Origin of the sequence: Flagellimonas marinaquae, assembly GCF_023716465.1 — a bacterium.
GTDB lineage: Bacteria > Bacteroidota > Bacteroidia > Flavobacteriales > Flavobacteriaceae > Flagellimonas > Flagellimonas alginolytica.
On the sequence record NZ_CP092415.1, the window covers coordinates 3,622,542 to 3,641,227 of the forward strand.

At 42.1% G+C, this 18,686-nt stretch carries 17 protein-coding genes and 1 tRNA gene; 13 read left to right on the plus strand and 5 right to left on the minus strand.

Annotation, left to right across the window (positions count from 1 at the left end):
- Positions 1-84: 84 nt before the first annotated feature.
- The 11 genes from MJO53_RS16085 to ribB all read left to right on the plus strand — a co-directional run bounded on the left by MJO53_RS16085 (position 85) and on the right by ribB (position 10,984).
- The gene (locus MJO53_RS16085; RefSeq protein WP_252079865.1) at positions 85-1,350 is read left to right on the plus strand and encodes an aminotransferase class I/II-fold pyridoxal phosphate-dependent enzyme; all 1,266 of its coding nucleotides are present in this window, start codon (positions 85-87) and stop codon (positions 1,348-1,350) included.
- Between the two features lie 27 nt (positions 1,351-1,377).
- The gene (gene nhaC / locus MJO53_RS16090) at positions 1,378-2,868 is read left to right on the plus strand and encodes a Na+/H+ antiporter NhaC (RefSeq protein ID WP_252079866.1); all 1,491 of its coding nucleotides are present in this window, start codon (positions 1,378-1,380) and stop codon (positions 2,866-2,868) included.
- 207 nt (positions 2,869-3,075) lie between these two features.
- Positions 3,076-3,720: a peroxiredoxin gene (locus MJO53_RS16095; RefSeq protein WP_224836779.1), complete on the plus strand. Its 645-nt coding sequence runs from the start codon at positions 3,076-3,078 to the stop codon at positions 3,718-3,720.
- 6 nt (positions 3,721-3,726) lie between these two features.
- Positions 3,727-4,041, plus strand: coding sequence for a thioredoxin family protein (locus tag MJO53_RS16100; RefSeq protein WP_224836778.1), 315 nt, complete (start codon positions 3,727-3,729; stop codon positions 4,039-4,041).
- Complete coding sequence (locus MJO53_RS16105; protein WP_224836777.1) at positions 4,022-4,279, plus strand: DUF6952 family protein; 258 nt, start codon at positions 4,022-4,024, stop codon at positions 4,277-4,279. The genes MJO53_RS16100 and MJO53_RS16105 overlap by 20 nt, the downstream gene beginning before the upstream one ends.
- 95 nt (positions 4,280-4,374) lie before the next feature.
- Entirely contained in the window at positions 4,375-4,881 is a 507-nt protein-coding gene (gene tpx, locus MJO53_RS16110; protein WP_252079867.1) for a thiol peroxidase, read from the plus strand.
- Complete coding sequence (locus MJO53_RS16115) at positions 4,874-5,239, plus strand: diacylglycerol kinase family protein (RefSeq protein ID WP_252079868.1); 366 nt, start codon at positions 4,874-4,876, stop codon at positions 5,237-5,239. Before tpx ends, MJO53_RS16115 begins: the two co-directional genes overlap by 8 nt.
- A 63-nt stretch (positions 5,240-5,302) precedes the next feature.
- Positions 5,303-7,687 (plus strand): DNA translocase FtsK, encoded by a 2,385-nt coding sequence (locus MJO53_RS16120; RefSeq protein ID WP_252079869.1) that lies wholly within the window; start codon positions 5,303-5,305, stop codon positions 7,685-7,687.
- 7 nt (positions 7,688-7,694) lie between these two features.
- The gene (locus MJO53_RS16125; protein ID WP_224837042.1) at positions 7,695-8,342 is read left to right on the plus strand and encodes a LolA family protein; all 648 of its coding nucleotides are present in this window, start codon (positions 7,695-7,697) and stop codon (positions 8,340-8,342) included.
- Between the two features lie 3 nt (positions 8,343-8,345).
- Positions 8,346-9,848, plus strand: coding sequence for an LptF/LptG family permease (locus MJO53_RS16130; protein WP_252079870.1), 1,503 nt, complete (start codon positions 8,346-8,348; stop codon positions 9,846-9,848).
- Positions 9,849-9,853: 5 nt separating this feature from the next.
- Positions 9,854-10,984, plus strand: a complete 1,131-nt coding sequence (gene ribB / locus MJO53_RS16135; protein WP_369884636.1) for a 3,4-dihydroxy-2-butanone-4-phosphate synthase — start codon at positions 9,854-9,856, stop codon at positions 10,982-10,984.
- 48 nt (positions 10,985-11,032) lie between these two features.
- On the opposite strand, the gene MJO53_RS16140 is transcribed toward ribB, so the two are convergent.
- Together MJO53_RS16140 and MJO53_RS16145 are read right to left on the minus strand one after the other, a co-directional pair.
- Positions 11,033-12,226, minus strand: a complete 1,194-nt coding sequence (locus MJO53_RS16140) for a DegT/DnrJ/EryC1/StrS family aminotransferase (protein WP_252079872.1) — start codon at positions 12,224-12,226, stop codon at positions 11,033-11,035.
- A 12-nt stretch (positions 12,227-12,238) separates the two neighbouring features.
- Complete coding sequence (locus MJO53_RS16145) at positions 12,239-12,991, minus strand: sulfite exporter TauE/SafE family protein (RefSeq protein ID WP_252079873.1); 753 nt, start codon at positions 12,989-12,991, stop codon at positions 12,239-12,241.
- Between the two features lie 157 nt (positions 12,992-13,148).
- Between MJO53_RS16145 and MJO53_RS16150 the strand changes: the two genes are divergently transcribed.
- A tRNA-Ser gene (locus MJO53_RS16150) sits at positions 13,149-13,233 on the plus strand.
- A 219-nt stretch (positions 13,234-13,452) separates the two neighbouring features.
- Here MJO53_RS16150 and MJO53_RS16155 read toward each other — a convergent pair.
- Together MJO53_RS16155 and MJO53_RS16160 are read right to left on the minus strand one after the other, a co-directional pair.
- Positions 13,453-14,310, minus strand: a complete 858-nt coding sequence (locus MJO53_RS16155) for a type IX secretion system membrane protein PorP/SprF (protein WP_224836769.1) — start codon at positions 14,308-14,310, stop codon at positions 13,453-13,455.
- 55 nt (positions 14,311-14,365) lie between these two features.
- Positions 14,366-17,038 carry a gliding motility-associated C-terminal domain-containing protein gene (locus tag MJO53_RS16160; protein ID WP_252079874.1) on the minus strand — a complete coding sequence of 891 codons (2,673 nt, stop codon included), beginning with the start codon at positions 17,036-17,038 and terminating at the stop codon, positions 14,366-14,368.
- A gap of 546 nt (positions 17,039-17,584) precedes the next feature.
- Between MJO53_RS16160 and MJO53_RS16165 the strand changes: the two genes are divergently transcribed.
- Positions 17,585-17,932 (plus strand): winged helix-turn-helix domain-containing protein, encoded by a 348-nt coding sequence (locus tag MJO53_RS16165; RefSeq protein ID WP_252079875.1) that lies wholly within the window; start codon positions 17,585-17,587, stop codon positions 17,930-17,932.
- Here the strand turns inward: MJO53_RS16165 and MJO53_RS16170 are convergent.
- Positions 17,929-18,684: a sulfite exporter TauE/SafE family protein gene (locus MJO53_RS16170; protein ID WP_252079876.1), complete on the minus strand. Its 756-nt coding sequence runs from the start codon at positions 18,682-18,684 to the stop codon at positions 17,929-17,931. The two genes, MJO53_RS16165 and MJO53_RS16170, sit on opposite strands and share 4 nt — an antisense overlap.
- Positions 18,685-18,686: the final 2 nt, after the last annotated feature.

Genomic DNA, 18,686 nt, shown 5'->3' on the forward strand with positions numbered 1-18,686 from the left:
TTTTAAAGAACATAGTTCCTGATTTATCTCAAAGGATTGACAATATTCCTGTGATATCTTATTTTTATCAAAAAACAACTCATTATGGACTATAAAGCTTCAGAACACATACAGGACCTTCAATATTTTGGTGAATTTGGAGGTATAAACCCTTCTATATCAGACTCATCAACCTACACATTCCTGTCTGCAAAAACCATGTTCGATACCTTCGAAGGCAATACCGAAGGCTGCTATTTGTATAGCCGTCACTCCTCCCCTTCTAACTTGTATTTGGGCGAGGCCATGGCACAATTGGAAGGTACCGAATCGGCCAATGTTTATGCAAGTGGTATGGGAGCGATAACTGCGGTAATCCTTCAATTATGCGATTCTGGCGACCACATTGTTTGCAGTAGAACCATTTATGGGGGTACCTACGCGTTTTTGAAAAATTTCGTAAAAAAGTTCAATATCTCGGTATCCTTTATCGATATCACCGATTTAAATACGGTCGAAAAATCCATCACACCAAAAACCAAAATGATATATTGCGAAGCGATAAGCAATCCTCTTTTGGAAATAGCGGACATCCCTTCTCTCTCCAAAATCGCAAAGAAAAATAGTATACCGCTCGTAGTGGACAACACCTTTTCCCCGTTGAGCATAAGCGCTGCACAATTGGGGGCCGACATTGTTGTGCACAGTCTAACCAAATTTATAAACGGAAGCAGTGACTGTGTTGCAGGTGCCGTTTGTGCCTCTACCGATTTTTGCTTGAGCCTAAAAGATGTGAACAACGGAGCTGGTATGTTGTTGGGCAGCACTATGGATAGTTTGAGGGCCGCCTCCATTTTGAAAAATATGCGAACCCTCCACATTCGGATCAAAAAGCATAGCGAAAATGCCGATTATTTGGCAAAACAGTTCCTGAACGATGGTTTAACAGTTGTGTACCCCGGATTGGAAAACCATCCTGGCCATGATCTGATGAACGCCCAAATGAATCCCGAATACGGTTATGGGGGAATGCTCACCCTAGATGTTGGGTCAGTGGAAAAAGCAAACGCCCTAATGGAATCGATGCAACGAAAAAAACTCGGGTATTTAGCTGTAAGCTTGGGCTTTTACAAGACCCTTTTCAGCGCTTCTGGCACATCGACCTCCTCCGAAATTCCGGAAGAGGAACAAAAAGAACTTGGCCTATCGCAAGGACTTATCCGCTTTTCCATTGGTTTGGACAACGATATAAAAAAAACATACAAAACCATGCGGGAGTGCATGGAAGAGCTGGGAATCTTGGCTCCAGATACGAGTTTTGGCCTAGTTCTCGAGCGTAAGGGGCTTGCACAACATAGTGCAAAATCGTAATATTACCTTCTAACAAACTCAGACCAAATGCCGAAAAATACGGAAAAGCCTAAATTTAGGGAAGATGAAAACATAGTAGAAAATAAAAATTTGTCAATTGGGGAAGCACTGATTCCAGTTATTGCTCTTGTTGCCATGTTGGCATACAATGTCTATGTTTTTGGGGACGATGCCCTTAGTGGCTCCAACCAGTTTATCCTTTTAATGGGCGGTGCCGTTGCAGCGGTAGTTGGTATTTTTAATAAGGTATCGTACAAAAGTATGATTGCAGAAGTGGCCGAAAATGTTCGGTCCACCACAGGTGCCCTACTTATCCTTTTAATGGTAGGTGCTTTGTCCGGCACTTGGTTGATCAGCGGAATTATTCCGGCAATGATCTATTATGGCCTTCAAATATTGAATCCTACCATATTTTTGGCCGCCAGCGTTGTAATCTGTGCCATAATCTCCATTGCCACGGGAAGTAGTTGGACCACTGCAGCTACCGTTGGTATTGCCTTGATCGGTATCGGGGATGCTTTGGGCATTTCGTTGGGAATGACGGCCGGTGCCGTACTGTCTGGAGCGTATTTTGGAGATAAAATGTCTCCTTTGAGCGATACGACCAATTTGGCACCCGCCATGGCCGGTGGGGATTTGTTCTCCCACATACGCTACATGACCTACACCACAGTTCCCACTATTATGGTAACCCTGATCGTTTTTATTATTCTTGGTTTCACCATTGATACATCCGGAGTGGCGGATACAAGTTATCTGCTCGAGAATATAGGTTCTACCTTTAACATAAACGGTTGGCTTTTTATCGTACCCTTGGCCGTAATCGCATTGATCGTTAAAAAAGCCCCGCCGTTAATGGCGCTTTTGATAGGAACCTTGCTGGGTGGCGTATTCGCACTAATTTTTCAGCCGGACATTGTTGCCAACATTGGTGGCGGGACCTCCCTAAATTTCGAATCAGGCTACAAAGGCATTTTAAATGCCATAACTGTTGATGCTGCAATTACGACCGAAGATCCCGTATTGAACGATTTGTTCTCCTCAGGCGGTATGTCGGGTATGCTCGGTACCATTTGGTTAATTGTATGTGCCATGGTATTTGGCGGTATTATGGATGGTATCGGAGCTCTGGAACGCATTACGGAATCGCTCTTAAAATTGGCCAAGACCACTTTTGGGCTGTTTGCCAGTACAGTAGGTAGCTGTTTGGCATTGAATGTAACAGCGTCCGATCAGTATTTAGCAATTGTAGTACCCGGCAAAATGTTCTCCAAAGCTTACGAAGAAAGGGGACTGGCCCCCGAAAACCTGAGTAGGTCCCTTGAAGATTCGGGAACCGTAACTTCTGTTTTGGTCCCTTGGAATACATGCGGGGCATACCATAGCGGTGTTTTGGGTGTAGGAGTAGCCGAATATGCGGTATATGCTATTTTTAACTGGTTAAGTCCGATTATGACATTACTTTTTGCCGCTTTTAGAATCAAGATAAAACAACTGGCCACTCCAAGCGGAGAATAAATTTTCGTTCTGGTTTTTAAACAACTTTATTTTATTGAGAACTCTTCAAAATATGTTGCTCATTTTTGAGACATGCTCAATTTAAACACCTCTTTTTTATGGCATAGTAACGGATTATCCAGCTATAAGAAATAGCAATTTACATTCTTGAAAAAGCCATAAAACCACTCTATTTTTGCTACTAGAAAATCAAAAAAAATCCAATAAATGACTTTAGTAGGAAGAAAATTTCCAAGTATTGAGGTAAACGCCATCGATGAAATGGGCGATACGTTCAAAATCAATATTTTAGAGAAAGCCAAGGCAGAGAACAAAAAAGTATTGTTGTTCTGGTACCCTAAAGATTTCACTTTTGTGTGCCCAACGGAACTCTTTGCCTTTCAGCAAAACTTAAGCGAGTTTGAAAAAAGAAATACCATAGTGATCGGTGCTTCTTGCGATACTGCCGAAGTTCATTTCGCATGGTTGAACACTGAAAAGGACAATGGTGGAATCGAAGGTGTTTCTTATCCCCTAGTTTCCGATAGCAACAGGAATTTGGCATCTGCCTTGGGGATATTGGACATTATGAAGGAAGACTATAACGAGGAAACCAATTCCGTAATGGTAGAGGGCGACAATGTAACCTACAGAGCCACTTACTTGATCGATGAAGAAGGGACCGTTTTTCATGAGAGCATCAACCACATGCCATTGGGAAGAAATGTTAGCGAATTCTTGCGCTTGGTGGACGCATATACCCACGTACAAGAAAAAGGCGAGGTTTGTCCAGCAAACTGGGAAGAAGGTAAAGAAGCCATGAACGCCGACAGAGCTGGTGTATCCAATTACTTGGCCAACCACGTAAACTAAGACGATATGGTTCTAGAATTGGACAAAGACAATTTGAGTGAGGTCATTGCCGGCAATGACAACGTTGTGGTGCAATACAGCGCATCGTGGTGCGGCAACTGCAGGATCATGAAGCCGAAGTTCAAAAAAGAAGCTTCGTTGAACGAGAATATTAAGTTTGTAATGGTCGATGCCGAAAAATTCCCGGAATCCAGAAAATTGGCCAATGTGGACAACCTGCCCACTTTTGCCACTTTCTCCAAGGGATCCTTGAAAAATCAGGTACAGACCAATAAGTACGATGTTTTAAAAGACTTGATCAATGAAATTGCCCATAATTAAACAAATGGTCAACTTTGCCGAAGAGCACGATGAGGATTATCTTCAAGAAACGGCGGACACTTTGGAAAGTGTTTGTGAGGTTTCCAGCTTGAAAGATGAGGAACTGGACATTATCGGCGAGTTGATTTCCAATCTTTATGGTGCCATAGAGGTATCCAACGAAATCAAAAAAGGGACTCCCAAGAAAGAAGCCCTGAATGGTTTTATGTCCAGGGTACTCGGCTCAATAGACAAGTAGCGGACATTGAATTGCAAGTAGAAATAAGAACCTTCCCGTAACAGACTTCGGGAAGGTTTTTTTAGTATTTTTGGATTCGAATCAAAACTACGAATATGGCAACTGTAACATTAAAAGGAAACGAAATTCATACCCTCGGGAATCTACCCGAAATAGGTGCCCAAGCACCGAATTTTACTTTAGTAAAAAATGATCTTTCAACCGTAGACCTATCCAACTACAAAGGACAAAAGGTCGTTCTCAATATTTTTCCGAGCATCGATACGGGAACATGTGCACAATCCGTGCGCCAGTTCAACCAAGAAGCGGCCGAATTGGAAAACACCAAAATATTGTGCATATCCAAGGATCTTCCCTTTGCCCAGGCACGTTTTTGTGGTGCAGAAGGAATTGATAAAGTAGAGACCCTTTCCGATTTTAGGGATGGTAACTTTGGTAAATCCTACAATGTGGAATTTACCGATGGCCCATTGCAAGGCCTACATTCTCGATCGGTAGTAGTGGTCAACGAAAATGGGGAAGTAGTCTATTCCGAACAAGTGGCGGAAACTGTGGACGAACCCAATTACAAAGCCGCCCTTGAAGCATTGATGGATGCCTAAAGAATCTTTCTTAAAGAATAGGATCAAAAGCGTGGGTTACGCCCTCAAGGGCATGTTTTTGTTATTACGGACAGAACCCAGCATAAAAATCCAGTTTGTTATCGCTTTGATAGTTACGGCCCTTGGGTTTTACTTTCAAATAACGGAAACCGAATGGGCCTTACAACTTTTATCCATAGGTATGGTTATGGGAATTGAAGGCGCAAATACTGCAATTGAAAAAATCTGTGACTATGTTCAACCGAATTTAGATCCTAAAATTGGTCTAATAAAAGATATTTCGGCAGGAGCCGTTATGATAGTGTCCATAATTGCGAGCATCATTGGATTGATTATCTATGTACCCAAGATATTTTAGAAAAAATCCAACAACCCAATAAGCAACGTAAATTTGTAACTTAGCCCCGCTTAAAACCGATTGATGGCCAAAAAAAGAACAAAATCCAAATCGAGCAAGACCTCCAAAACTGCCAACACGAAAGTGTCCTTTACACTTTCCAAGCAGAACAAGATTATTTTTGGTAGCCTATTGATTGTTCTGAGCATTGCGCTTTTCTTTTCATTTATGTCGTTTTATTTTACTTGGCAAGAGGATCAAAGTATGCTGTCCCAATTTGCGGACCGCAATGCCGAGGCCAGTAATTTGCTCAACAAATTTGGGGCCAATGTGAGCCACTTTTTTATGTACAAAGGATTCGGGCTGGCCTCTTTTACATTTCCGTTTTTATTGGCCATAACAGGATTGTACCTATTTCTTGGCCTAAACACTAAACGATTGGTCTCTAAATGGGTATGGGGATTGGTCGGAGTAATCTGGGGGGCTGTGGCCCTTGGTTTCTTTGCTGCCGATTTTCCTCTTTTGGGTGGTCTTATTGGTTACGAAATAAACGATTTTCTTCAGGACTATACCGGTAAGATCGGAGTCTTCTTAATTCTGGTTTTTGTTCTCATGGTAATATTGGTGCAATTGTTCAACTTTACTCCAGAAGGATTTGCCAATTTCTTTAAAAGGCAAAAACAGAAAATACAATCGGACTTGAAGGACGAACCATCAACAAAAACCACGGAATCCCCTATTGAAGATGAAGAAGACGGCTTGGTATTGACCACAGAGGATACCGTGCCCGAAAAAGTAGACACCTATACCCATAAGAAAGATATTCCTCCATTGGATGTAGCTGGGCTCGACGTAAACATTCCCGAGGAGGAAGAATCCGATATATCCCTAAAAGTAGAGGAAACCCCTGTCGAAGAAGAAACCGATGCCAAGGCTGCCAAATTGGTAGAAGACTTTGGTGAGTTCGACCCAAAATTGGAATTGGGGAACTATAAATTTCCAACAATGGACCTTTTGGAGGCACACGGTGCTTCGGGAGGCATTACCATCAATCAAGAAGAACTGGAGGAGAACAAAAACCGGATTGTAAGCACCCTCAAAAATTATAAAATCGGGATTGCACAGATCAAGGCTACCATTGGACCAACTGTTACCCTCTACGAAATTGTTCCCGAAGCCGGAATCCGTATCTCCAAGATCAAAAACCTGGAAGACGACATCGCTCTCTCTTTGGCTGCACTGGGCATTCGGATCATTGCCCCGATTCCCGGCAAAGGAACGGTAGGTATCGAGGTACCCAATAAAAACGCAACCATTGTATCCATGAGGTCGGTTATTGCATCCAATAAGTTCCAAAAGGCCGAAATGGAACTACCTATTGCCTTTGGAAAAACAATCAGTAACGAAACATTTGTGGTCGACCTTGCCAAAATGCCCCACCTACTCATGGCCGGTGCTACGGGACAAGGAAAGTCCGTAGGTTTAAATGCTGTAATTACATCTTTGCTCTATAAAAAACACCCAGCAGAGGTCAAGTTTATTTTCGTAGATCCCAAGAAGGTGGAATTGACCCTTTACAATAAAATCGAACGTCATTTTTTGGCCAAATTGCCCGATTCCGACGAGGCCATTATTACGGACAACACAAAAGTGATCAATACCTTGAACTCGCTTTGTATTGAAATGGACAATAGATATGAGCTGTTAAAAACTGCCATGGTCCGGAACATTAAAGAATACAATGCAAAATTCAAGGCAAGAAAATTAAACCCGAATGATGGGCACAAGTTTTTACCCTATATTGTATTGGTCATTGATGAGTTCGCCGACCTGATCATGACGGCCGGCAAGGAAGTGGAAACCCCAATTGCCAGATTGGCACAATTGGCACGAGCCATCGGAATCCACTTGATCATTGCTACACAAAGACCATCGGTTAATGTGATCACCGGTATAATCAAGGCTAACTTCCCTGCAAGGATAGCTTTTAGGGTAACCTCTAAGATTGACTCCAGAACTATTTTGGATGCACAAGGTGCCGACCAGCTCATCGGTCGCGGAGATATGCTCTATACACAAGGAAACGATGTTACAAGGCTGCAATGTGCTTTTGTGGACACGCCCGAGGTAGCTAAAATAACGGACTACATAGGCTCCCAACGGGCTTACCCTGAAGCGCACTTACTACCAGAGTATGTCGGTGAAGAAAGTGGCACAAGTCTTGATAATGATATCGCGGACAGGGATGCCATGTTCAGGGAGGCTGCCGAGGTTATCGTAACGGCCCAACAGGGTTCCGCATCTTTGATCCAACGTAAATTAAAATTAGGGTACAACAGAGCTGGTCGAATCATAGATCAGTTGGAGGCAGCAGGAATTGTTGGACCATTCGAAGGAAGCAAGGCAAGACAAGTTCTGATTCCCGACATGTACGCCCTAGATCAACTATTAGAAAATGAAGCAAAATAAGACCATGATGATCAAGAAAAGTATTCTTTTAATTGTATTGTTTGCCACAGGGCTTTTTTCTTACGGCCAAAACTCGGAAAAAGCCAAGGCACTTTTGGATGAAGTTTACAACAAAGTTCAAAGTTACGACAACATACATATTGATTTCCAATCCACTTTGGAAAACACAGAAGCGAACCTAAAACAGGAAACCAACGGTAACGTAACCCTTGCCGGCGAAAAATATGTACTTAACTATTTCGGGGCCAATCAACTTTACGATGGAAAAAAAGTGTACACCGTGGTTCCAGAAAATGAAGAAGTGACCATAGAAAATGTCAACGAGGACAACGACAACGTAAGCCCTTCCAAAATGTTGACCTTCTACAAAACGGGACATAACTATAAATGGGACATCCTACAAAATGTGGGCGGAAGAAAAATACAGTACGTTAAATTGATCCCCATCGACTCCAACACCGAGATCAAATCCGTTCTGCTGGGTATCGACACACAGACCAAGCACATTTATAAATTGATCCAAACGGGAAACAACGGTACAAAAACCACTATCACCGTTAATTCTTTCAAAACCAATCAGCCCATTTCAAGTACTCTGTTTACCTTTGACGAGAAAAAGTACGAGGACAAAGGGTACTATATTATAAGAAACTAGGCATTGAAAATACTTGATCAGTATATACTAAGAAGATTTTTATACAACTTCTTCAGTTCCTTCTTCATTCTGATCGTCATATTCATCTTTCAGGGAATATGGCTTTTCATAGATGATCTTGCGGGAAAAGGACTGGGCATGGTTATTATTGGCAAGTTTATTTTCTACTTTATCCCAACTTTGGTGGACAAGGTGTTACCTTTAACGGTGCTCCTCTCCTCCATCCTTACCTTTGGTACTTTTGCCGAAAACTATGAGTTTGCGGCAATGAAAGCTTCGGGAATATCTTTGCAACGGGGAATGCGAAGCTTGATTGTTTTTGTACTGTTCCTTGGCCTGGTCACTTTCTTTTTTGCAAATGATGTAATCCCAAAATCGGAGCAGAAAATGTTCAACCTCAGAAAAAATATAGCCAAAGTAAAACCGGCAGCAGCTATTACAGAAGGTGTTTTTAGTGATTTTGAAGGAACAGGTGAGGGCATGAACATAAAAGTTGATAAAAAATATGGTGAACAGGACCGTTTTTTAGATAATGTGATCATCCATAAAAAAACGAAACAAAACATCAACAACACGGTGATCAAGGCGAAATCCGGTGAATTGATCAGTAGTGAGGAATCCGATATCATTCAACTGGTGCTTAAGGATGGAAATTATTACCTCGAACATCTCCCAAAAGATTCCAAGGAGCGCCGAAAACAGCCATTTGCCAGGGCAGATTTTGAAAAGTACACCATTAATATCGATATTTCCGAGCTCGATGAGCAGGACCTGGAAGAAGATCAAAATATTACGACCAACAAAATGAAAAATGTAGGTCGATTGATAAAGGATATCGACTCATTACGTGAAAACAATTTGGAAAAAGTGGAAGCCTTTTCCAAAAACGTGACCAATCGAATGGGAGCTTTTCCGGTTAAAAGACCACGGGACACTACCCAAAAAAAATTGGAACTCATCCAACCCGAAATCAAGAAAAATACAGAAAAAGAAGAGGACTCCATTACAACCATCGATGGGTTTATTGAAAGTTTGGAACAATGGGAACAGATCCAGGTAATGAAAAAGGCCCAAAATGAGATTTCAAGTATTTTAAATACAGTAAAATCAAAAAAGAACGAACTTCAAAGCAGGTATAAATTTTATAATAGCCATATTTTGTCCCTGCACCAAAAGTATGCTCTTGCCCTATCCTGTATCATTTTGTTTTTCGTTGGGGCGCCCTTAGGGGCCATTATTCGAAAAGGAGGACTGGGATTGCCCATGGTCGTTGCAATAATCTTATTTTTGACGTATTACTTTATCGGTGTATTTGCCGGAAATTACGCCAAAGAAGGAAACATTCACCCCGCAATTGGGGCTTGGCTGCCCACGTTGATCATGCTGCCCTTGGGCATTTCGCTTACCAGGCGTGCAACTGCGGATAAAGGGTTGGTAGGATTCGGTCATTTTATAGACCGCATCAAATCATTATTTAAAAAGAAAGACACAGAAGAAGACCAATGATCGCCATGGACAAAAAAATAGAATTGGATGCCATAGAAGATGCTATAGCCGATATTAGGGAAGGGAAGGTAATAATTGTAGTGGATGATGAAAACAGAGAGAACGAAGGTGATTTTTTGGCGGCGGCAGAACTGATTACTCCGGAGACCATCAATTTTATGGCCACACATGGCCGGGGCCTTATCTGTGCACCTCTTACCGAGGGTCGTTGTAAAGAACTGGGGCTACATAAAATGGTAAATCACAACACCGACCCGTTGGAGACCGCTTTTACTGTTTCTGTGGATTTAAGAGGACATGGGGTTACCACAGGGATTTCGGCTTCCGATAGGGCCAAAACGGTTCTGGCACTGACCAAAGAGGAAACCAAACCCCACGAACTGGCGCGTCCAGGACATATTTTTCCGTTGATTGCCAAAGAGGGAGGGGTACTGCGCCGTACAGGCCACACCGAAGCTGCCATTGACTTTGCCAGATTGGCCGGACTGCAACCGGCCGGGGTAATTGTGGAAATCATGAACGAAGATGGATCTATGGCCCGTTTGCCACAGTTAATGAAAGTTGCCAAAAAGTTTGACCTAAAAATTGTTTCGATAGAGGATCTGATCGCCTATCGTATGGAGCACGATAGCCTTATCGAGCTCAAAGAGTCGTTTACCATAAATACCAGGTTTGGTGCATTTCGTTTGCGGGCCTACAAGCAAACCACCAACAACCAGGTGCACGTTGCTTTGTTGAAAGGTAATTGGAAGAGCGGTGAACCAGTATTGACCCGTATCAACTCTACCTTGGTAAACAACGATATTCTGGGGACATTGACCAATAATCCCGATGAAACTTTACAGCGTATGTTCAATGCCTTGAACACAGAAGACAAAAGTGCGATGATCTTTATAAATCAAGGCAACCAATCCATGAATTTATTGAGCAGGTTGTCCGAATTTAAAAAACTACAAGGAGAAGGCATAAACAAGGCTCCAAAAATTGAAATGGACAACAAGGATTTTGGAATCGGCGCACAAATTTTACACGACTTAAATATTTCCAAGATCCGTTTGCTTACCAATTCTGGGCAAACCAGGCGCGTTGGTATGGTAGGCTATGGCTTGGAAATCGTGGAGTATGTAAAATACTGATTCGAAAGTTCAACATCACCGAACTAGATGCAATCGATAACAGACCACTTATAACACTGCCTTGATGGCATCGACCATTTGCTTGGCCCGTGTTTTAACCTCCTCTTCCGACCATCCCAATTTGATCAAACAGGAAATGTTCCTGGACATCCATTTATCAGATTCAGAGAAATCAGCTTCGTTGTAATCTGGCAATACCTCCTTTACATCTTTTGGAAGATTTCCCAACGACTTCATATTGGTCAAATGCTCCCACTTTTTATAATAGTGCCAATTGTTGTTATACCAATAAAAACATCCATCTACTCCCTTATCACCTAACACTTGGTGCGCTTTTTGGGCTAGATTTTCCGAAGGAAGGAAATAACTTAGGAATGAATAGTTCTCTTCTCCTCCGTTCGGTACGGTTCTAAAAACCACTTCGGGAATGCTGGACAATGCTTCTCGCAAAATACTATAGTTCCGTTTTTGAATATTTAAAAACTCATCCAGCCGAGAAAGTTGAGCCACCCCAACTGCTGAGTTCATTTCAGAAATACGGAAATTATATCCTAAAAATGGGTGCTCTTCTGCTCCCCTGTTGTTTCCTATGTGGTCGTGGCCATGATCGGCATATTTATGGGCATTTTCATAATATGTGCCATTATTGGTGATTATGGCTCCGCCTTCACCACAGGTAATGGTCTTAACATAATCAAACGAAAAACATCCCATATCACCAATACTACCCAAAGGTTTACCTTTGTAGGTGCCCCCAATCGCTTGGCAAGCATCTTCCAATAACAACAATCCATATTGATCACAAATGGCTTTCAGCGCATCCAAATTGGCCATAGATCCGCACATATGTACGGGCATAATTACCTTGGTTCTTGGAGAGATTGCTTTTTCAACGGCTTCGGGTTTTAATGTTAGCGTATCATCAATATCGGCCAAAATCGGTACAGCTCCAAGTGCCAATATGGATTCAAAACTTGCGACAAATGTAAACGTTGGCATTATTACTTCGTCACCCGCCCCTACTCCTGCACTGGCCAACGCCACTGTTAAAGCGGCTGTTCCACTACTTACTGCGTGGGCATATTTAACCTGCATTCTTTTCGCCAAAGCAGTCTCCAGCTCTTTGGTTTTCCAGTGTCCATTTCGCATGGCATCAAACCCGTAGCGCATTAACACTCCGGAGTCCATAACGTCCTGTACTTCTTTTCTTTCCTTGTCTCCAAAAAGTTCAAATCCTGGCATACTAATCTTATTTTAAAAGAACCATAGTTTAATGGCCATTAAAACTACGGCGATAACTAAAAATGTTTTAATAAATCCGTCTCCCTTATTTACCGAAAACCTACTGGCGAACCACGCGCCCGAGCCATTTCCAATGGCGAGTATAAGACCTAATTTCCAGTCTACTTTATCGTTATAAGCAAATACGACCAGTGCCGATAACATATATATCAATACCACAACAACTTTGGTAGCATTGGACCGCACCAAACTCATATGATTAAAATAATGCAAAAAAAGTATTGTTAAAAACCCGAGGCCCGCATTGATAAAGCCTCCATAAATTCCAAAAAAGAAGAATACGATAATGGCAATCCACAGATATTTTCCCGTAAGTCGCTCTTGAATGTCATCTATCCTCATTTTAGGTTTAAAAATAATGATGAGCACCACGGCCATCATCACTATGGCCAATATTCTATTGAAGGTTTCATCATCAATATCCACTGCAATATATGCACCGATTATAGCCCCCAAAAAAGCGGAAATCCCCAAATAAATATTAAATGGATAAGTACTGATCCCCTTGCTTTTAAACCCAGCGGTGGCCATAGCGTTCTGAATCACAATAGCCACACGATTGGTGCCATTGGCCATAGCGGGAGGCAATCCCAAAAATATAAGTGTGGGCAAGGAGAGCAAGGAACCTCCTCCTGCAACAGTGTTAATAAATCCAACTGCAAATCCGACTGCGACCAAGAGGCAATAATGATACCATTCTAGCATAACAGCAAAGGTATGACCATTGCCTTAAAATAGCTTTATGAATCTACCAAAGTTTGAAGGTGATTTGTAAAGATGGCAGGATGGGGAATTTATTTTCAGAATATTATAAAAAGGTCTTTTGGGATAACAAAAACCTTTATATATTTGCACCCGCTTAGGAGGAATGGCAGAGTGGTCGAATGCGGCAGTCTTGAAAACTGTTGAGGGTCACACCTCCGGGGGTTCGAATCCCTCTTCCTCCGCAATCAAGCGCAACTTTGGTTCTGCTTGAAAAAATAAATCCCGTCAAGTTTTCTTGAACGGGATTTTGTTTTTTTAAGATGAGGATTCAAAAGCAATGCAAAGTTGCATTTGCAAAATGTATCAATATGGAAAACCTAAGGTAATCCATATTTATCCGTTAATCAACATAAAAAAGCCCCATGAAGTTCATGGGGCCTAAACGTAGGTTTATCGACCTACTACATTTTTAACCTCATGAACATTTCATGGGTATTGTTGCTAAGATTATCAATGTTTTTACTGGTAGATGCTTCATAGGCATAACCAATATTAAAACCGTTGCTGATATTGAACAGCACCAGCCCTCCAAAACTCTCATCGAATCTGTACAAAGCTCCGAACTCAAACCGTTCCCCAAAATCAAGGATACCGGTCAATTCTAAAGAAATAGGCGATGCATCTACATAACGAAACATTCCAGAGGTTTTCAAATCCAAGGTCTTGCCCAATAAAAATGTATAGCCACCGCTCAAATAGGCATGCAATCGGTTTTCACTTAGATACGCATTGCCATCACGTTCCTCCAAACGGTCTGAGCTCAAAAGCTTGGGCGCGGACAAGGAAATAAAATAGCGCTCATGTTGGAGGTAGGTCCCTGCTCCAATGTTCGGCGTAAATCGGCTATCTACGTTAGTTAAAGCTGCATCTTGCCCTACCCCGTATGTTACTAATCCATCGGTATTGGCCTTATAGGAGTTTGCACTACCTTTTAAACCAAAATATAGTTTTATTTCTTCATTAAGTTGAATAAAGTACGAAACGTCCACAGCCAACCATGTTTGCTTCTCAATAAAGGTCTGGTCGTTTAGGATAGATACTCCCAATCCAAGTTTTTTGCCAACAGGCATGCCAAAAATAGCACTTTGGCTTTCTGGTGCGCCTTCCACACCTGCCCATTGACTCCTAAAACCCAACACCAGCTCAGAAGTCTCTGAACTACCTGCGAATGCAGGGTTTATAATATTCATACTATATCGATAAAAAGAATAATTGGGGTCTTGTTGACCTGCTGCCATAATCGTAAATAGCAGGGCCATGATTAAAACTTGTGGTTTATTTTTTAAAAATATCATTTTGGTTATTTGGTATGTATTAGTAATTGATGAAAATCCAGCCTTGAAGCGGTGCGCTGCCATCACCTAAATCTATTATATAGAAGTATGAGCCAGCTGGTAGTTTTTTATTGTTATTCTTATAAAAGCCCCCCCAATTGTTCTGATAGGATTGCGTTTTGAAAACCTCATGGCCCGACCTGTTGAAAATAGTTACTCGATTGTTAGGGTAATTTGCCAAACCTGGTACGACCCAAAAATCATTATTTCCATCACCATTCGGAGTAAATGCCTGGGCGGGCACTATTTTTGATTCGGGAACAATTGGTTCTTCTTCAAGATCATCCTCTTGTGGAAAACTTGTAGCATCCAGAGGGTCTGTTCCCCTATCAATTTCTGCCTGATCCGAAAATCCGTCCCCATCGTCATCAGTATCGGCATTGTTCCCTGTTCCGTCGCCATCGGTGTCAATATCTTCCGAATCATCTAACGGAAAGGCATCATTGGCATCCGTAGTGCCATCCCCGTCATCATCGGGGTCGGTACTATTGGGGTCACCATCCATATCCGTGTCCAAGGGAACACTGTTTTCATCTTTTGGGTCTGTGCCCTCAGCCATCTCCACAATATCCGAATATCCATCTCCATCGTCATCAATATCGGCATTGTCCCCTGTTCCGTCGCCATCGGTGTCAGTATCTTCCGAATCATCTAACGGAAAGGCATCATTGGCATCCGTAGTGCCATCCCCGTCATCATCGGGGTCGGTACTATTGGGGTCCCCATCCATATCCGTGTCCAAGGGAACACTATTTTCATCTTTTGGGTCTGTGCCCTCAGCCATCTCCATAATATCCGAATACCCATCTCCATCGTCGTCATCATCACATAAATCATTAATTAAATCACCATCGGTGTCCACGGCCCCACAAGGATTTGGGTACTCCAAGGTGATTGTACTTACCGATGTAATACAACTGGCAATGGTATAGTTAAACACATAAGTTCCAAAGGAAAGTCCGGAAGTATCCACCGTTCCCATAACTGCATCGAAACTTGATCCCGCATCGGTGGACGTGGCATCCATAGACCAAATACCTCCAACATCCGGAGCACCTCCCAAACTAGAAAATAGGTCGATAGTGCCAGATGCATTTGTTATAGAAAGTTGCTGATCCGTTCCCGTGTCCGATAATGATGATACAGTAACAGTTACCGATGTAATGGCATCGATGGTACACGGTGATACCGCTGTTACGTTATATTCGAAGGTATAGGCACCTGCTGTTGTAGGGTCATACGTACCGGCCGCTGCATCGAAATCCATACCTGGTACATCGACAGAAGTTCCTGAAACTGACCAAACACCACCGGTGTCCTCTCCCGATAGCAAACCATTCAAGTCTATCGCAGTATCCCCAATACATGCCTGCGTATCGGTTCCCACTCCAGAATTTGGAGCATCGGTAACTGAGACTTGTATTACATCTTCGGAGCTACAACCCAGACCATTATCGATTTGCAATCGATACCAAGTTGTTTGATCGGGACTTATAACCGGCGATGCCGTTGAATTATTGAATGATGCCCCCCAAGGACCGTTTGGCCCTACTGTACTCGAAGACCATTCAAAACCACCCGTACTATTAACACCTGTACCTGTGGCAATCGTCAAGGTTTCCGATGCTGGGGCAGCTGTAATATATGGGACTTCAAAAATTGAGGCTGAACCGGAACTGCAAGAGTTGTCATTAATAGCTACATTAATTGCCCCACTGCTATATGTTCTGGTATTGCCCAAACCATCATTAAAAGTAATGGACGCGCCAGTAAGACTGCCTGTGTCCAACATTTCACAATCATATATCATTACTTTCCAGCCCCCTTGTCCGGCATCATATCCAATTAATGAAGACATATCTATAGCAGTTGCGCCCGATGCTGGCGAATAATCGACATAATAGTGGTTATAGGTGCCCGTTAATGGAGCTCCCGTTCCACATAGATCAAAAATTTGTGTTCCAATGGAGGGGTCATTGGTAAAACTCAAATTGGAAACATTACTGCCTCCATTACAAGCATTTCCTGGTTCGTTCACACCTAAAGTCACAATAGTTGCCTCATCCGGCGACATTAAATAGAAGGCCAAATCGGAGACATAGCTATGAACAGCATCAAATGTTACTGTAATTATGGTATTGTTATCTATTTTAAACGGTCTCGGGACAGGATCATAATACGTAAAACTAGGGTTAAGAACGGTTCCTGACCCATTGATGGTAGTGCTGGACCCATTGCAAATATTGATATCGGCTCCTGCATCCGCCACTATACTAGTGCTCCATACCCAAGCTCTGCCTTCTGTAATGGTACCTCCACCATCTGTCCTTACCACTAGGTAGCCGCCGTCTGACAAGTTGGTTTGGGTCGGGGTTGAATTCAATGCGTGTTCGTCATAGGAGTTTGTGGAAGGGTTAAAGATATACCAGTCATAAGTGGCCCCAACCACCTCTTCGAACGAGAGTTCGCCCGAACTAGTGCCGCCCTCAAAAAGAAAAATCGGATCGTTGGTATTTCCCGAATGGGAACTATCCGTGTAATTTGTAGTTAACTCACCACAAGAGGTTGCGGATGTTACGGTCTGTCCATTTACCGACCCATATAGTAGAATCAGAAAAAAGAAGGATAAAATAGGAGTTAAAAGTTGCTTCATATTAAATAATGGTTGATTGCATTACTGTTGGTTAAATATTAAAATAAACTGCCCAGGTAAGGACACAAGAAATCCAGGTCACCTATCGGCAACTATGTTGGTTCCGCCACAATGGATATATCAACTATGGGGAGTGGAATAAAACTTTCGGATTTGGGTGGTGTGGTTAGTAAGGTTCTATCATGTAAGGGAACTTTGGTTTATGCTTCTACAATAAATAAAATGAGAATATCTTATATTATCTGTAGTCTTTTTCTTGATTTAAAGTACTTAAACGGATTACCCTTGCCTTTAGTATTGAATATTAGCTATAAATTAGAATGACTAATATGCGTAAAAACAGATATTAATTCTTATCGGTTATAAAACAATACTTTAGATAAATATTTTATCTCGACTTACTTCAAAATATTTTTTATTCTGGAAAAGCTTGATGCTATCTTTTTTAGCTATACATTAAACACTTTCAGTTTCATATTCGCCCAGTGGTGGTTTTTATACCAAACTCTTCTTATTTTTTGCAATTGATTCTTAAATTGGACTACTATGACAGATAAAAAAGATCTCAAAGTACGATGCTGGATCGATATCGATGGAAAAAAGTTTTTTGGACCAGGGCGAGCACAACTATTGATTTTGATCGATAAAAACGGTTCCCTATCCAAAGCGGCCAAGGAAATGGGCATGTCCTACCGAAAAGCATGGGCCATGGTGGAGGATATGAACCAACGGGGACAACAGCCTTATGTGAAACTTCATAAAGGCGGTACTCAAGGTGGAGGCGCCGAATTGACACCAAGGGGCAAAAAGGTGCTATCTGCCTTTCAACAGATGAATACCCAGATTCAGGCAACTGTGGAGCAACACACTCAAGAAATGTTAGAGCTGATTTAAATACGGATACCAAATCCGTGAAGTAATATCAAACGAAAACCCACATAGAGCACCAAAATACTGGTGAGCATTCCCAAAAACTTAAGATTAAATTTTTTGTTGGACAGATAGGAACCAATACTCCCACCGATCACAACGGCAACTATGAGCTGCCATATCAATTCACTGTTCCATGTAAAGGTCCCCGACATATTCAGACCGATCAACCCAGAAATGGAATTGACCAAAATAAAAACAGATGCCAACGAAGCTACCGTTCTTGGATTCGCCCATTTTAATAGATTCAATACCGGAGAAAGGAAAATACCCCCACCAATCCCCGAAATCCCTGAAAGTAATCCTATACCCCCTCCCAATATCACTTTATTGGGATTTGAAAATGCTTTGGTGTCCATTTTTTTCTTCACAAAACGCAAGAGCATAAAAATACCTGCCAAGATCAATGCAGTTCCCAAAATTAAAAAGAAAGAAGCCTCTGAAAGTCGCAATTGCGCACCCAGATAGGCCAATGGAATGCTTGCCACCAAAAAAGGCCAAAACTTTTTAAGGTTGAACACCCGATTCTTAATATAAAATAGTGTTCCTATGCTGACCACGCAAATATTCAGAATTAGTGCAGTGGAGCGTATCTCGTAAAAGTCCGTCAAAAAAAGACTGAGGATAGCCAAATAACTGGACCCACCCCCAAAGCCGACCGAACTGTAAAACAGCGCGATCAAAAAGAAGACCATGGGCAGGTATTCGACGCTCATCG

What these genes read in the sequence shown, in the direction of transcription:
- MJO53_RS16085 (WP_252079865.1), top strand. Translation starts at nt 85, where the DNA reads ATGGACTATAAAGCTTCAGAACACATACAGGACCTTCAATATTTTGGT.
- nhaC (WP_252079866.1), top strand. Translation starts at nt 1,378, where the DNA reads ATGCCGAAAAATACGGAAAAGCCTAAATTTAGGGAAGATGAAAACATA.
- MJO53_RS16095 (WP_224836779.1), top strand. Translation starts at nt 3,076, where the DNA reads ATGACTTTAGTAGGAAGAAAATTTCCAAGTATTGAGGTAAACGCCATC.
- MJO53_RS16100 (WP_224836778.1), top strand. Translation starts at nt 3,727, where the DNA reads ATGGTTCTAGAATTGGACAAAGACAATTTGAGTGAGGTCATTGCCGGC.
- MJO53_RS16105 (WP_224836777.1), top strand. Translation starts at nt 4,022, where the DNA reads ATGAAATTGCCCATAATTAAACAAATGGTCAACTTTGCCGAAGAGCAC.
- tpx (WP_252079867.1), top strand. Translation starts at nt 4,375, where the DNA reads ATGGCAACTGTAACATTAAAAGGAAACGAAATTCATACCCTCGGGAAT.
- MJO53_RS16115 (WP_252079868.1), top strand. Translation starts at nt 4,874, where the DNA reads ATGCCTAAAGAATCTTTCTTAAAGAATAGGATCAAAAGCGTGGGTTAC.
- MJO53_RS16120 (WP_252079869.1), top strand. Translation starts at nt 5,303, where the DNA reads ATGGCCAAAAAAAGAACAAAATCCAAATCGAGCAAGACCTCCAAAACT.
- MJO53_RS16125 (WP_224837042.1), top strand. Translation starts at nt 7,695, where the DNA reads ATGATCAAGAAAAGTATTCTTTTAATTGTATTGTTTGCCACAGGGCTT.
- ribB (WP_369884636.1), top strand. Translation starts at nt 9,854, where the DNA reads ATGGACAAAAAAATAGAATTGGATGCCATAGAAGATGCTATAGCCGAT.
- MJO53_RS16140 (WP_252079872.1), bottom strand. Translation starts at nt 12,226, where the DNA reads ATGCCAGGATTTGAACTTTTTGGAGACAAGGAAAGAAAAGAAGTACAG.
- MJO53_RS16145 (WP_252079873.1), bottom strand. Translation starts at nt 12,991, where the DNA reads ATGCTAGAATGGTATCATTATTGCCTCTTGGTCGCAGTCGGATTTGCA.
- MJO53_RS16155 (WP_224836769.1), bottom strand. Translation starts at nt 14,310, where the DNA reads ATGGCCCTGCTATTTACGATTATGGCAGCAGGTCAACAAGACCCCAAT.
- MJO53_RS16160 (WP_252079874.1), bottom strand. Translation starts at nt 17,038, where the DNA reads ATGAAGCAACTTTTAACTCCTATTTTATCCTTCTTTTTTCTGATTCTA.
- MJO53_RS16165 (WP_252079875.1), top strand. Translation starts at nt 17,585, where the DNA reads ATGACAGATAAAAAAGATCTCAAAGTACGATGCTGGATCGATATCGAT.
- MJO53_RS16170 (WP_252079876.1), bottom strand. Translation starts at nt 18,684, where the DNA reads ATGAGCGTCGAATACCTGCCCATGGTCTTCTTTTTGATCGCGCTGTTT.